Annotated in this window: 11 protein-coding genes and 3 pseudogenes; 5 read left to right on the top strand and 9 right to left on the bottom strand. The window is 61.6% G+C overall.

The annotated features are described in order from the left end of the window. Window positions 1-43: 43 nt before the first annotated feature. The 3 genes from AQUI_RS0114230 to AQUI_RS0114220 form a co-directional block, all read right to left on the bottom strand. Entirely contained in the window at window positions 44-802 is a 759-nt protein-coding gene (locus tag AQUI_RS0114230) for a nuclear transport factor 2 family protein (RefSeq protein WP_027258104.1), read from the bottom strand. A gap of 71 nt (window positions 803-873) precedes the next feature. After that, window positions 874-1,686, bottom strand: a complete 813-nt coding sequence (locus AQUI_RS0114225; RefSeq protein WP_035919990.1) for an alpha/beta fold hydrolase — start codon at window positions 1,684-1,686, stop codon at window positions 874-876. After that, window positions 1,683-2,285 (bottom strand): 2-hydroxychromene-2-carboxylate isomerase, encoded by a 603-nt coding sequence (locus tag AQUI_RS0114220; RefSeq protein WP_027258102.1) that lies wholly within the window; start codon window positions 2,283-2,285, stop codon window positions 1,683-1,685. Before AQUI_RS0114220 ends, AQUI_RS0114225 begins: the two co-directional genes overlap by 4 nt. 107 nt (window positions 2,286-2,392) lie before the next feature. On the opposite strand from AQUI_RS0114220, the gene AQUI_RS0114215 reads away from it, so the two are divergent. Beyond that, window positions 2,393-3,415, top strand: a complete 1,023-nt coding sequence (locus tag AQUI_RS0114215; RefSeq protein ID WP_027258101.1) for a ribose-phosphate pyrophosphokinase — start codon at window positions 2,393-2,395, stop codon at window positions 3,413-3,415. Between the two features lie 57 nt (window positions 3,416-3,472). Here the strand turns inward: AQUI_RS0114215 and AQUI_RS0114210 are convergent, their stop codons facing one another. Then, a complete protein-coding gene (locus AQUI_RS0114210) occupies window positions 3,473-4,666 on the bottom strand; it encodes an MFS transporter (protein ID WP_027258100.1) in 1,194 nt (397 codons plus the stop codon). A 69-nt stretch (window positions 4,667-4,735) separates the two neighbouring features. Here AQUI_RS0114210 and AQUI_RS0114205 point away from each other — a divergent pair, with 69 nt between their 5' ends. Next, entirely contained in the window at window positions 4,736-5,137 is a 402-nt protein-coding gene (locus AQUI_RS0114205) for a helix-turn-helix domain-containing protein (RefSeq protein ID WP_027258099.1), read from the top strand. A 9-nt stretch (window positions 5,138-5,146) separates the two neighbouring features. On the opposite strand, the gene AQUI_RS0114200 is transcribed toward AQUI_RS0114205, so the two are convergent. Continuing rightward, window positions 5,147-5,497, bottom strand: a complete 351-nt coding sequence (locus AQUI_RS0114200) for an H-type lectin domain-containing protein (RefSeq protein ID WP_027258098.1) — start codon at window positions 5,495-5,497, stop codon at window positions 5,147-5,149. A gap of 374 nt (window positions 5,498-5,871) precedes the next feature. On the opposite strand from AQUI_RS0114200, the gene nhaC reads away from it, so the two are divergent. Both nhaC and AQUI_RS0114190 read left to right on the top strand, forming a co-directional pair. Further along, complete coding sequence (gene nhaC, locus AQUI_RS0114195; RefSeq protein ID WP_051371904.1) at window positions 5,872-7,302, top strand: Na+/H+ antiporter NhaC; 1,431 nt, start codon at window positions 5,872-5,874, stop codon at window positions 7,300-7,302. Window positions 7,303-7,376: 74 nt separating this feature from the next. Continuing rightward, the gene (locus AQUI_RS0114190; protein WP_027258096.1) at window positions 7,377-8,399 is read left to right on the top strand and encodes a GlxA family transcriptional regulator; all 1,023 of its coding nucleotides are present in this window, start codon (window positions 7,377-7,379) and stop codon (window positions 8,397-8,399) included. Window positions 8,400-8,412: 13 nt separating this feature from the next. Here the strand turns inward: AQUI_RS0114190 and AQUI_RS0114185 are convergent, their stop codons facing one another. The 3 genes and pseudogenes from AQUI_RS0114185 to AQUI_RS28030 form a co-directional block, all read right to left on the bottom strand. Further along, complete coding sequence (locus AQUI_RS0114185) at window positions 8,413-9,630, bottom strand: PAS domain-containing protein (protein WP_027258095.1); 1,218 nt, start codon at window positions 9,628-9,630, stop codon at window positions 8,413-8,415. A 142-nt stretch (window positions 9,631-9,772) separates the two neighbouring features. Continuing rightward, a complete protein-coding gene (locus tag AQUI_RS28035) occupies window positions 9,773-11,380 on the bottom strand; it encodes a class I SAM-dependent methyltransferase (RefSeq protein ID WP_035919985.1) in 1,608 nt (535 codons plus the stop codon). Window positions 11,381-11,875: 495 nt separating this feature from the next. Beyond that, window positions 11,876-12,946 (bottom strand): annotated as a pseudogene (locus AQUI_RS28030) (IS481 family transposase). A gap of 323 nt (window positions 12,947-13,269) precedes the next feature. Here AQUI_RS28030 and AQUI_RS32250 point away from each other — a divergent pair. Continuing rightward, window positions 13,270-13,419, top strand: a pseudogene (locus AQUI_RS32250) (ATP-binding protein); the annotation flags it as partial. A 34-nt stretch (window positions 13,420-13,453) separates the two neighbouring features. Here AQUI_RS32250 and AQUI_RS30050 read toward each other — a convergent pair. Next, a pseudogene (locus AQUI_RS30050) lies at window positions 13,454-14,195 on the bottom strand (transposase). Between the last annotated feature and the right edge of the window lie 300 nt (window positions 14,196-14,495).

Below are 14,495 nucleotides of genomic sequence, written 5' to 3'. Positions count from 1 at the left end.
GACCGGACCTCGCAGAACGAAAAGGGCGGCGCAGGCGGACGCGTCAGAACTTGCCGTTATCATTTTTCCATTCACTGCGCGGCGGGATGGTCTCAACCGTGTCCCAGTGTTCAGCGATCCTGCCGGACTCAATACGGTAAAGGTCATAGAAGCTGGTATGGGCGCCGTTCAACCGGCCCTCGCTGGCACAAAGCACAAAATTGCCCTCGGCCAGAACCCGGTGGAGGTGCTGGTACCGGATACAGGGTTTGCCGTTTTCCACAGCTTGCAGCGCGTCTCGCAAGGCCGGCAAGCCGTCCGGCAGGTCCGGGCTATGCTGGATAAGATCTGCAGCGGCATACTGCGGCAGCAAATCCAGCTGCCGCTTGATCAGCACCTGTTCAGTGAAATTCCGGGCCAAGGCGCGGGTGCTTTCTGTCTGGTTCAGACCGGTGATTTCGGTGGTGCCGTCCTGCATGCCCCGCCCCGACGGGTTCGGCCCGCGCAGAGGCTGGATATTGTCCCAATGCTCCACCGCCCGGCCGTCCTCAAAACGGAAGACTTCAAACGCCGCCCGCAGCGAGGAGAAGTCGTATTCGACATGCGCAAAGACGAAATCGCCATCTTCGAACACTCGTTTGAAAGCCACCTTGGGAGAGGTTCTGGCAAGGCGCGCGAACAATTCCGCCAGACCTTCGCTGCCCTCGTGGGTCTGCGGGTTGTGCTGGATATATTTCGCCTCGTTAACGACGGCGGCAGCGGCGGGGTCGCCGGTTTCAAGCCCTTTGAGGAGCGTTTTCAGCAGGTTCTTTTTCGATGCCATCCGTGTCTTCCCTTCGGTTGCTTTCCCGGTTGCTGCCTTCTGCCTAGTTTTGCAACAGCGGTATAAGCGGATCAGCCCGGCTGCCAGAACTGCCGCAGCAGCTGCGCCGTTTTCTGCGGATGCGTCACCGGCAGCATATGGCCCGCGCCGGGCACCGATACGGCACGGGCATTGGCCATCCGACGGCTGAACCCCCGGACAATTTCCCCGATCACGTCCGGGCTTTCACTGCCGTGAAGCAGCAGCACAGGCATCGCAACAGGATCCAGCGCGCCGGGGGCCAGGGTGCCGTTTTCGTCGTCAAAAAGCACCGGGTGGCAGGCCGGAACCACAGGGATTGCACGTATCATCGCAGCGCGGGCCGGTTCGGGCAAGTCGGGCCAATTCGGCTCTCCCGGCCCCCACATCCGGTTGAACAGCCGCGCCATCAGCGCGAGATCCCCGGCTGCCCAGGCCGCATCAATGGGCCGGTTGGCGGCTTCCAGGCCGGCGAATGCCGCCGGGGCATCGGATTTTGCCACGGCAAACAGCACCGGTTCGATCAGCGTCAGGCTGCGCACCAGATGCGGCCTGGCCATCGCCATGCGCAGGGCCACGGTGGCGCCGAAGGAATGCCCGATCAGATCCGCCGGTTCGCGCAGCAAGGCAAGGCCTGCGTCAGCGTTCAGCAGCTGATAGTTGCCCGTGCCGTCCCAGTCCGGGCTGCGCCCATGGCTGAGCATGTCGAAAGCGGTGAGGGTGATGTCCTCCGCCATATCCCCCGCCAAGCGGCGCCAGGCGCCGGAATGGGCCAGCGAGCAATGCACCGCCAGCACGTCGCGCGGCCCTTGGCCGAAGTTGCGCGAGAAGATCCCCTCGGGCCGTCCGGTCTGCCTGCCTGTCACGCGGCCTGCCCCGCCAGATGCGCGTCCAGGTCTTCCAGCCGGTCCTGTCCCCAGAACTTTGCCCCGTCCGCGGTCAGCCAGAACGGCGCCCCGAATACACCGGCATTGACTGCGTCCTCGAGGTTTTGCGCATAGGTCTCTGCGCCGGCCAAAAGGCCGCTGTCCGCCAGCGCGGGGTCGAAGCCGGCGCCGTCGAGACAGGTCCGGATCACCGCGTCCTCGGCAATGTTCTTCTCCTCGGCCCAGCAGGCGCGCAGGATGGAATGCACCAGCTGCCCCATGTCGCCGCCGCCAGCGGCTTGCGCCGCAATGATGGCGTATGAGGAGGGTGCAGCGTTGGCGGGCCAATGCGCCGGTTTCAGATTGACGGGCATGCCCAGCTTGACCGCCTGCCGCTCCAGCTCAACCAGACGGTATTCCTGGCGCGCGGGATGGCGCGCGCCCGGAGGTGTGCCGCCGGTGCGGGCAAACAGCGCCAGGATGTCCAGTGGCTTGCAGGTTACCTCCGCCCCGTGGCGGGCGGCAATTTCCCAAGGCCTTGTGCCGGCCAGATAGGCAAAGGGCGACAAGGTTGAGAAGTAGAAATCGAACGCTGCCATAGGCTGTATCTCCCGCTTAGAACTTTGCGCGAGGGTAAGTGCATGATAAGCGGGGTTCAATATCACGAATCTGACACATTGCCATTGCTGCCTGGGGATATCAGCCAATGCCGACTTTGAACGAACCCAAGCTTATCGCTGGGAACGCCAACCTCCCTCTTGCCCAGACCATCGCCCGCCGAATGAGCATGCACCGCGGTGTTGACCAGGGGCTGGTGGATGCCCGCGTCGAGCGGTTCAATGACGGCGAGATCTTCGTCGAAGTCTATGAGAACGTCCGCGGCGAGGACATGTTCATCATCCAGCCGACCTCCAACCCGGCCAATGACAACCTGATGGAGCTGCTGATCATCGCTGATGCACTGCGCCGGTCCTCGGCCCAGCGTATCACCGCGGTGATCCCCTACTTCGGCTATGCCCGCCAGGACCGCCGCACCAAGGCGCGCACGCCGATCTCGGCCAAGCTGGTGGCAAACATGCTGACCGGTGCCGGCATCGAGCGGGTGCTGACCATGGATCTGCACGCCGCGCAGATCCAGGGCTTCTTTGATATCCCGGTGGACAACCTTTACGCTTCGCCGATCTTTGCACTCGATGTGAAGAACCAGTTCAAGAACAGCATGGACGAGCTGATGGTGGTGTCTCCGGATGTGGGTGGTGTGGCCCGCGCCCGCGAGCTGGCCAAGCGCATCAACGCGCCGCTGTCGATCGTCGACAAGCGCCGCGAAAAGGCCGGCGAAGTGGCCGAGATGACCGTAATCGGCGATGTGAAAGACAAGATCTGCCTGATCATCGACGACATGTGCGACACTGCCGGCACCCTGTGCAAGGCGGCGCAAGTGCTGCTGGACAACGGCGCCAAGGAAGTTCACGCCTATATCACCCACGGCGTGATGAGCGGCCCGGCGGTTGAGCGCGTCACCAATTCGGTGATGAAATCGCTGGTGCTGACCGATTCCATCCAGCCGACCGAGGCCGTGGCCGCCGCGCCCAATATCCGCATCCTGCCGACCGCGCCGCTGTTCACCCAGGCGATCCTAAACATCTGGCACGGCACATCCGTGTCGTCGCTGTTCGAGGACAAGACCCTGGTGCCGATTTACGAGAGCCTGACGTCCAACGGCGGCTGAGGCTGCTGTTTTTCCGGATGTTCAAAAGCCCCGCCCTTGTGCGGGGCTTTTTCTGTTTCACAGGGCAGCGCGGCGGCGGGCCGTGTTCAGGCTGATCAGAAGCGCCACGCCAGCCATCAGCGCCAGACCTGCCGCTGCGGCGCCGAACGTGGCGCCATAGCCCCATTGGCTGATGGCCGGTGTACTGACGAAGGGCGACAGAAATTGACCGCAGAACACCAATGCTGTCAGGATTGCGCCCGCCGTTCCGCGCCGCCCGGACGGGGCCAGCGCCAGCGTAATGGCGACAAAACCGGGCGAGACCGTGGCATAGCCAACGCCAACCGCCATGGCACCCGCCAAAGACAGCGCCGCGCTGCCCTCCTGCGCCAGAACCGCAAAGCCAAGCGCCAGCGCGCCATAGCCCATGGCAAAGATGGCCGCATGCGGCAGCGCGCCCTTGAAGCGGGCATAAAGCAGCGCGGTTATGCCGCCGCAAAGCGACAGCAGACCCAGCCCGGCCCCGGTCATCAGCGCACTGTTGAGCCCCTGGGACGCAAAGAAGAACGGCAGCTGGGTCGGCATCATAAAGAACAGCCCATTGGTCAGCATCTGCAGGGCGGAGACCGCGATCACCAGCCCCAGCCAGGACAGTTGCCCAGCCCCGTCCGGCTGTGCCTGCCCGGCGCGGCCGCGGGCCGGTTCGGGCGCGTAGCGCCAGGTGGCGTAAAGGCAAAAGACAGCCAGCCCGTAAATCAGAAACGGCAGCCGCGGTGACAGGGTGGCGGCCAGCCCGGCCAGCCCGATGAAGATCAGCCCTCCGAAATTGCGCGCCGAGATCTGCAGCCCGGTCAGTGCCTGACGCCGCGCGCCGGTGAAATAGTCGCCAATCAACGCGGTTTGCGCCGTCATGATCAGCGCCACCGCTACCCCGAGGCCAAAGCGGCTGGCCAGCATGATGTGCAGGCCCGGCAGGTAAAACCCGGCGGTGCCGCACAGCATGAACAGCCAGATCCCTGCCAGCAGCACACCGCGCCGCCCGGCGCGGTCCGTCAGCCAGCCCGCCAGCGGGGCCGTCAGCATCACCCCCAAGGATGGTGCAGTCACCAGCAGCCGCACCAGAAGGCCCGCATCGGACACGCCTGCGAATTCCTGTTCCAACCCGGCCAGCGCCGGGCTGATGGTGGCATTGGCCATCACCGTAAGGCTGGCGGCCATCAATAGCGCAATGGCTTTTAGGTCCTGCCAGAGAGATGTTTTTTCCGTGTTCATCCGGGAATGTCCTTGTTCAATCTGTTCCGGAGTGGCAGCCTGCCAATTAAAGCCAGCTTGAGGTCAAGGATGAAACTTCTGGATATTGGCGAGGTCGCGGAACGCTCGGGCGTGGCGGCCTCGGCGCTGCGGTATTATGAGGAAGTCGGGCTGATCACTTCGATCGGACGCAGGGGGCTGCGGCGGCAGTTCGGCCGGGAGACCCTGCTGCAGCTGTCGCTGATCACGATGGGCAAGGCCGCAGGATTTTCGCTGCGGGAGATTGCGGGGATGTTTGGCAAGGACGGCCAGCCGGATCTGCCGCGCGGCCAGTTGCACGCCCGCGCCGATGCGCTGGAGGCGCAGATCCGCGAGCTGACAACGCTGCGCGATGCGCTGCGGCATGTGGCGGACTGCCCGGCGCCCAGCCATCTGGAATGCCCCAAGTTTCAAAAGCTGCTGCGGGCCGGAACCCTGACCGCCAAAGTCTAGCGCCGCGCCTTATTCGACGTCCCAGTCGTCGACATGGGGCAGCTCGCCGATTGCCAGCCAGCCGGCGCGCAGGCGGGCGGCGCGGCTGTCGGCCCAAGTGCGGAAGACGATCTCAAACCCTTCAACAGTGACGTTTTCCGCCACCAGTTCCGCCCGGATCGCGGCGGAGGTGTCCATATCCCAGAGCGACACCGACACATGCACCGATGGCGGGCTGGCAAATACTGCGCTGAAGTCCACCGACCGGCGCCGCTCGCGCGGGCCGGAGCCGGTCCACATTTCACCGTTGTCTTCGAAATCCGAAAAGACTTCGATATCCCCCTGATCGACCCCTGTACGGGGGTTGCGCAGTCTTTTCATTCCGGTTCCCAAACGGTTAGTCAAAATTGAGATTAAGCCATCCATCAGGATTATCCAGAAACCTGAAACAAAGACCCTGCGGATGTTGCCTTTAGGCAAGGCAGTGCCGGCTTGGCAAGTTGCAGTTGCCGGATACCTTGCAGGCGATCCCTGCCTTCCCAACAGGGAGAAATCCCCTTCATAGCCCAACATTTCCCTGATCGGGGATATTTCCCCGATTGTCGCAAACGCTGTGCATTCCGGCGCGGCAGCGGCGAGTCCCCGCGGCCGATTTCTGGTGTGTATCCGCATCCGCCTTTGACAGGCGATTTGATCCAAGGGAGGAGATACCCGTGTCACCAAATGATCCGAATATCGTGAAGCCAGGCCTGGCGATGGCGCTTTTACCCATCGTGCTGACACTGGGTGTTCTGGGCGTCCAGCTGTTCTATTTTGGGGATTTCACCCCGCATATCCCACTGGCCATCGGCATCGCCATCACCGCGCTGGTGGGGCTGAAGCTGGGCCACAAGTGGGACAACATCGAGGAAGGCGTGTTCCACGTCATCAACATCTCGCTGCCGTCGGTGTCGATCCTGATCACCGTCGGCATGATTGTCGGCATCTGGATTGCCAGCGGCACGGTGCCGACGCTGATCTACTACGGCCTCAAGATCCTGTCGCCCGAGTTGTTCCTGGCGGCCGGCATGGTGCTGTGCTCGATCGTGTCGGTGTCGCTGGGCACCTCCTGGGGCACCGTGGGCACCGTCGGCCTGGCACTTATGGGGATCGGTGCGGGCTTTGGCATTCCGATGTACTGGACCGCGGGCGCCGTGGTTTCGGGCGCGTTCTTCGGCGACAAGATCTCGCCGCTGTCGGACACCACCAATCTGGCCCCTGCCGTCACCGGCACCAACCTGTTCGACCACATCCGCAACATGCTTCCGACCACCGTGCCGTCGATGCTGATTGCGCTGGTGATCTATCTGGTTGTGGGCTTCACCCTGATCGATACCTCGCAGGTGTCGTTCGAGCGGATCAACGCAATTACCGAGGCGCTGGACGGCGCATTCTGGATCTCCCCGCTGATGCTGCTGCCAGCGCTGCTGGTGATTGCGCTAGCGGTAATGAAACAGCCGCCGATCCCGTCGCTGTTTGCCGGTGCTGTCGTGGGCGGCATCATGGCGATGCTGTGCCAGGGCGCGGGCCTGCATGAGACCTTCACCTTTGCCAACAGCGGCTATGCGATTGAGACCGGTGTGCCCGAAATCGACCCGCTGCTGAACCGCGGCGGCATCCAGTCGATGATGTGGACCATTTCGCTGGTGCTGCTGGCGCTGGGGTTCGGCGGCGCGCTGGAGCGGACCGGCTGTCTGCAGGCCATCATCGAAGTGATCATTGCGCGGGTGAAGTCCTTTGCCGGCATCCAGACCTCGGCAATCCTGACCTCAATTGCGACCAATACCGTGGCGGGTGATCCCTACCTGTCGATTGCCCTGCCCGGCCGGATGTATGCGCCTGTGTATCGCGGCATGAAGTATTCGCCGCTGAACCTGTCGCGCGCGATTGAGGAAGGCGGCACGCTGGTCTCGCCGCTGATCCCCTGGAACGCGGGCGGCGCCTTTGTGATCTCGGCGCTGGCGCTGGGGATTGCTGACGGCAACTTCGAGAACCTGCTGTACATCCCGCTGGCCTTTGCCTGCTGGCTGTCGCCGCTCATCGGCATTTTCTATGCGATGACCGGGCTGTTTTCACCCAAGGCCAGCGATGAGGAAGTCACTGCCTGGGAAGACAGCGGCGAACCGGTGGCCAAGCTGACCGCCTGATAGAACAGCGCGCCGCGGACAAAAACCTGCGGCGCGCATTTTGCAGTAAACATCCCATCTGGTAGGGTAACGATATGAATCTCCGCAGCTTTGTCCCGAAGGGTGCGGCCAGTTTCCGGGTTGATTACGATGGGCCGCCCAAAGACATCTATTTTGTGCTTCTGCCGAAGCTGACCATGCTGGCCTTCAGCGCGGCGGTGGAGCCCTTGCGGGTTGCCAATCAGGTGACCGGCAAGGAGCTGTACCGCTGGTTCCTGATGAGCGAGGACAGCGCTCCGGTGGCCTGTTCCAACGGCATCGGCATCAATTCCGACCTGCCGCTGGAGGACCTGCCGCGCGGCAGTTTTGCCTTTGTCTGTTCCGGCATCGAACCCTCGGACAGTGCCAATCCCCGCACCCTCGCCTGGATCCGGCGCCAGAACGCCCATGGCGGCCGGTTCGGCGGCATCTGCACCGGTGCCTTTGCGCTGGCACAGGCCGGCGTCCTGCAGGATCAGCGCTTTACCTTGCATTGGGAAAACCAGCCGTCGTTCACGGAGTATTTTCCGGGGCTGGAGCCCTCTGCCAACCTTTATGAGATCGACAACGGGCTGATGACCTGCGGCGGCGGCAATGCGGCCACTGATATGATGCTGGAGATGATCGAGACCGAGCATGGCAAGGACCTGGCGGTCATTGTTTCGGACATGTGCATCCACTTCCGCTCCAACAACCGTGAGGCGCTGCAGAAATCGGCCTATTCCGTTGCCCTCAGCAGCCGCAATCAGCACCTCATCAACGCGATGCAATTCATGCATGACACCATCGAGGAGCCGGTGGAAATCGGCGTGGTGGCAGACCGGGCACAGATCTCGCGGCGCCAGCTGGAACGGCTGTTCCAGCGCTATGTCGGCACTTCGCCGGTGCAGTTCTATATCGAGCTGCGGGTGGGCCGGGCGCTGGCGCTGCTGAATGAAACCAACATGACAGTCGCCGAGATTTCCGCCGCCACCGGGTTCAGCAGCGCCACGCAGCTGTCGATCCGCTTCAAGAAACGCTACGGCCAGTCGCCTGCATCCTTCCGCAAAAGCTGGACTGAGGCGGCGGCAGAGGAGTAACCCCGAGCGCCGGTTACTTCTCCTCGGATGCGAGCGCTTTGCTGAGTTCGGTGATCTTTTCCAAACGGGCGGATATCCGGTCCTGGAACTGCCCCAGTTCATCAATGATCGAGTTCAGCGACTCTCCGACGTTGCCCAGCCGGGCGCATTCGATCTTGCACAGCACCCGGGTGGTCGTCAGCGCCATGAAATGGCGGTGCAGGGTCAGGCAGGCCTTCAGAATGCGGTCGGCCTCGAACCGGACGTCGTGCAGGCTGGCCTTGGCCTTGGTGAACTGGTCTTCGGTAAGCTGTGCCAGAATGGCCTGTTCATGATTGATATCAATGGCTGCGGCGCCGTCTTCCTGGTTGAGCTGATGGCCGCATTCGGTGAGGATGCGCGCCAGCCCTTCGACAAAAATGGCTGCTGTCACGGTACCCTTGATGGCCCGGAAATTGCTGTTTTTGCCCCAGACGTGGGCCTCGAACCAGTTGGACATATCACGCGACATGGAATTGTAATTTTCGGACAGAACAGTAACCGGCCCGCCGGCCGGTTCGATCCTTGAGGCGATGACGCGCAGGTTATGAGGGATGGTGCGCATGGATTCGAATTCCTGCACCAGCGCCTCGGTCTCCTGCACCAGATCCCCGGCTGCGGCATGCATCGCCCGGCGTTCCGCCAGACGGCTGTCCGCGGAGCGCTTCAGGCCAGCATCGCGGGCCATGAGCTCTTCTGCCAGGGCATGGCCGGCAAAATCGTTGTAGGTGGCAAAGCCAAGCCCTTGCAGTCGTGCCAACAGCAGCGCGGTGCTATCGTTGGGATCAAGCCCTTCGTCGCGTTCGGCCTGGAGCAGAAGGGCATATTCCTGCTCGACCGTCTTGAGCAGCGGGCTGGTCGGTTTAATCCTCGCTGACAGATAACCGCCCTCACAGGGGGTGACGACCGCAAAGACCCAGTAATAACTGCCATCGCAGGCCCGGTTCTTGACATAGGCGCCGACGGTGCCGCCGTCTTTGATCGTCTCCCACAGCAGCTGGAACACGGCGCGCGGCATGTCCGGGTGGCGGATCACCTTGTGCGGTGCTCCCAGCAAATCCTCCATCGCGTATTTGGCGACACGGCTGAACACAGCATTGCCGGCCTGGATCACACCGCGGGAGTCGGTGCGGGAAAAAAACACTTCGTCGAGGGCAAAAGGCGATTCCCTGCCCGTTGATCGGGCAGCCAGCGTGCGGTCTTCAAAGGACACGTGTGAATTCCTGTCAGTGAGTGTAAAGGGCCGCCTTCTGTTTAAGCGGCACAGCTTTTCAAATTGCTAATGCGGCGGCCCAAGAGAGCGGATTTCCAAACTGCCGGCGGAGTCGGCCGGCAGCCCCCCGAATGCTTCGGGATCACGCCGCAGTGCCCTGCGCCAAGGGCTCTGTCTGGTCCTGCGACTGGATCTGCCCGGTGCCCTCCAGCGTCAGGCCCAGGCTTTCGAACAGCGGCAGGCGGCGGGCCGCGAAGTTGCCGGCTCTGGCCCCTAGCAGGGCAAGGTTTTCTTCCTCTGTCTCCAGCACCCGGCCTTCGTGCTGCAGCCGCTGGCCCTGCGGCGCCAGAATGCGCCAGGCCAGTGCGGCCCAGTCCGCGGGTGTCTCCTGGCCTTCGCTGCGGGCCAGCAGGAACAGCTGTTCGAACCGGTCGGCCTCAACCCCGCCGCCGGTGACAGGCGAGGCCAGGAAGCGCAGGGTATCGCTGTCCTCGGCCCGCTTGCAGACCGCCAGGTTAAAGGCGCGGCAAACAGCCGCCCGTTGCGCCAGCCCGTCCTGCGGCAGGCAGGGGGTGATGCAGCCGGTACCGGCAAGCGTCGTCAGCATCCGGGCGATGCTGCCCCAGTCCATGGCGCCGAACACCCCCTGATCGAGCAAGCTGCGCACTGTTGAGGGTCCTTCGGCCAGAGATTTCAGGACAGGCGCGTACTGTTCCTGCTCCAGAGGCACCTCCCTGCCGCGGTGCTGGAATTTCAAGGTTCCGCCGCTGTAGGGACGGGTCAGAGCAAAAGAGGTCGCAAACCAGGCGCCGATTTCACCGCGGGAGGTATGCGCCAGCTTGCCCTTCACAAAAATATCGGTGCGGAAATGCTCGTTCAGCAGCACATCGCGCAGGCCTTCGCGGCGGTCGGGATCACCCTCGCTGTCCAGCAGGGCCTGCTGTTCCGGTGTGAAGCGGACGCAGTCCAGGTTATCCAGCGGATGCACGGAGCCTGCAAAATTCAACTTGGCGCCGCCCAGTTCACCCGCCAGGTCCTCGAAATAGAACGGAGTCCAGTCCTTGTTGAAATACTCATGCGCCAGATAGTTGGCCGGCATTGATTTCATATGATCCAGACGCTTGGCCGCCGCCGGGTTCTTACCGAAATACGCCGCACCCGTTGCGCCCAGCTGGTGCGCAAACGCCATAGCGTCGCCAATCCGGTCTGTCAACGGCCCGCTGCCCTGTTCTGCCCGGCTGGCAAGAAGACGGCGCAGGGGCATGGCAGCAGCCCAGCCGGGCTGGGTGTTATAGCTGACATAGACCAGGCCGCCCGGCCGCAGCCGCTGCGAAATGAACCGGGTGATATACTGTCGGTTTTCCTCGGACACCCAGCTGAAAACACCATGCAGGGCGATAATGTCAAAGGTTTCAGGCAGACCTGGCGCGGTGCCGAAATCCCCAAAGGAGCGCTCGTGGAAATGCATGTTTTCCAGCGTCGCTTCCTGCGCCAGCTCCCGGGCTCCGGCGATATGCGACGGGCTGAAGTCCATCGCATGGAAATCGATATGCGGGTTTGCTGCCGCCAGAAGATTGGCCGAAAACCCCTGGCCGCAACCCAGTTCGCAATAGGTGATGCCGTTGCCCTCCAGCCCGTGCCGGTGGCCCTGGCTCATCGCGCCGAAGCCCAGCAAGGCGGGCGTCAGCTGGCTGTGGAAATCATGGGTGTAGTCGATGCCGGCAACATAGCCGGAGGTCCAATCGGTCACGGGGAATCCTGCTGGTTAGGAACATGTCATGCAGGGCAATTTTTCTAAAATTTGTGAGAATAGCGTTAATGCCAGAGAAATTGGCACGGTCAGCGAAGGAAGGCAGTACCGTGCGTGAAGAGATACCAGTTGGTCCGCAGTTCAGCCGCGCACTTCAACCCGAGCCAAGGTCAGGTTTGAGGCCAACCTGTGAATTGGCTTTTTTTGCTGCGTTCGCGCAGCGGAAGATTTGTTGCAGAAGCACAATATTCGGCGCGGCTAAGTGACAATGAAGCAAGCCTTTCATTTGAGATGCAGCAAGGTTTCGTGCGTAATCTCACGAATCGCGGACGCAAGCAGATGTACGGGTAGTGTTTCAACGTCAGAAAAGTGCTGATGTTTGGGTATGGAGGGCGGCATGGAGGGCAAAGTGGTCCCAAAGTGGTCCCTATGTGTAGTGGTTCGGATGTGATCTGACAGTTGGCCGTTTTTCCGGCGGCGTCTGTCAGGTCCAGTTCAGTTCACGAACTTTTCCTTCCAGATCTGCTTGCCCTCAATCATGGTCTGGAACGGCGTTTTGCCGCAACACATTTTGCCCTGATGAGTGCGTTGGTGGTTGTAGTGATGCAGCCATTCGCCGAGGTCCGTTTGCAGCGCACCGATGCTGTCGTAGAGCTTTTTGCGGAACGCGACCTGATAGAACTCCTGCAAAATGGTCTTGTGGAACCGCTCGCAGATGCCGTTCGCCCTACAATCGATCCACTGGATCGATTGCTTTACGGTCTCACTCTGGGGCGATTTCACCTTGGTCTTGGAGTGGTCGATGTCATTGATGGCCAGGAGGAGCTGGCAGTCGTGCTTGTCGGCCCGGCCGCAGTATTCCGTGCCCCGGTCCGTCATGATCCGCAGCACCGGCAGGTCGTGTTCATCGTGGAATGGCAGGGCGCGATCATTGAGCAGATCAGCGGCAGTGATCGGGGTTTTGGTCGTATAGAGCTTGGCATGGGCGACCTTGCAATAGGTGTCGACATAGGTCTGCTGGTAGACCCGCCCGCCGCCCTTCAGCGTGCCGACATAGAACGTATCCTGTGACCCCAGATAACCGGGGTGAGCGGTCTCGATCTCGCCGCAGTCGTCCGGTTTCTTCTTTTCCAAGGCCTGCACCTGAGCCTTGGTCAGGATGCCCCCTTCTTCGGCAACCTTGGCTTCCAGAGCTTTCAGGCGAGCCTTGAAGTTCGTCAGATCATGTCGCAGCCAGATCGACCGGACGCCGGATGGCGAGACAAAGATGCCCAGTTTGCGCAGCTCGTTGGAGCTGCGGGCTTGGCCACAGGCCGGGAAATCGGTGGCGGATTTGATGACCGCCTGTTCGGTCGCCTTGTCAACCCGATTGGCCAAGTTGGGCTTGCGCCGGGTGCGCTCAAACAGGGCTTCGACGCCCCCGTCCTAGACCGCTGATTTATAGCGATAGAACGTGTCACGGCTGCAGCCCATCACCTGGCAGGCTTTGCTGACATTGCCCAGTTCCTCGGCCAAGTTCAGCAGACCGGTTTTGTGTTTGATGATCTTATCGGTAGAGTTCAGCATTGTGGTTGCCTCGTTTTGCGGTTGGGTTTGCACCACCATAAAAACGGCCAGCCATCATCTCCTTCAAGAGATGCGCCACCCCCAGTTCAGCGTGCTGAGAAGGGGGCGGTGTCAGATCACATCGAGACTAATTCGCCTTATGCAGCTCGTTTTTGACCAGCGCTGCCAGACCGTCATGCCCCTTGCGGAGCGAGCCTTACCTGCCCATTGCCCCGGGCGGTGCAAATCTGTTCTTCTAACTGGTGAATGCCCGTTACGAAAAGGGGGCAATGATCCTGGCATCCAACCGAGGCTTTGCCGGATGAGTTGATGCCTTCGGCGACCCCGTCGTGGCCACAGCGCTATTGGATCGGCTGTTGCATCACGCCTCCGTCATCCAGATCGAAGGCGCCAGCTACCGCCTGCGCGGCCACATCGATCTGATACCCGAACACACCCGCAAAAATGCCCCCATCACACCGCCGCCACGGTAATCCCCCATTTTTGCGGGGGCTTGGTCATAGAATTTTACGCGGCCAATCTTAGTTTCTGTGCAGGTGTCATCCCGCCGTTGCCCATGTTGGGGCGTTCGTTGTTGCAGGACCACAGCCACCCGGTGGCAATCTGCTGCACCTCCTCGATGCTTTCGAAGATGTAGAGGCCAAGCCATTCGTGCCGGACCGTCCGGTTGCAGCGCTCGACATAGGCGTTCTGCTGGGGCTTGCCAGGCTGGATATAGGCCAGGGTGATGCCCCTGTTCTCAGCCCACTCCATGAGCGTTCCGCTGACATGCTCCGGGCCGTTATCGACTCGAATTGCCCTGGGTGCGCCGCGCCATTCGATGATCTGGTTCAGCGCGCGTACAACCCGCTCAGCCGGTAGCGAGAAGTCCACCTCTATGCCCAGCACGTCTCGCTGATGCCGAACGCCCGGCACGCCAGCGCGATGCTGACCCCCTTCATCGCCACCGCTTTCACGGCCAACTCTCGGCGCTGAGCTGGCCGTATCATTTTTTTCCAAGAGCCTCCTTCAGCAAGTCGTTCTGCATGCTGACGTCGGCGGACATGCGCTTCAGCCGGCGGTTCTCCTCGGCCATTGCCTTCATCTCGCTGATAAGGCTGGCAGCCATGCCACCATACTTGGCGCGCCATTTATAGACGGTGGCGCTGCTCATGCCGTACTCCCGGCACAGCCCGGACACCGGCCCCCCATGCTCCATCTGCCGCAGGATGCCCATGATCTGGGCCTCAGTGAAACGTGTCTTCTTCATCGGAAACTCCTCAGTCATCCTGCCGAGAAAATTCCACTTCCGCATCCCCCTAAGATCGGGGGATTACCCCCACCGCCAAACGGCGCGGTCGTCCACCAAAAAACGGAGCTGCAAGTCACTGAACCGGCTGACAACCAAAACCGCAAAACTGGGGAACTATAGCCTGCCTGTTTTTGGGAAATGTGAGATGCCATTGATAAGTGATACGCATCCCGAAGCTTCGTATCCGGTTCTTGACTCCACCTTCATGATAGCTGCTTGATCTGCGAGTCCGTTTCCACGTGTAGATCCCGTTGTGCG

Origin of the sequence: Leisingera aquimarina DSM 24565 (assembly GCF_000473165.1) — a bacterium.
GTDB classification, from domain to species: Bacteria; Pseudomonadota; Alphaproteobacteria; order Rhodobacterales; family Rhodobacteraceae; genus Leisingera; species Leisingera aquimarina.
The sequence above is the reverse complement of the archived record's forward strand: the minus strand, read 5'-3'. Positions and strand labels throughout refer to the sequence as shown.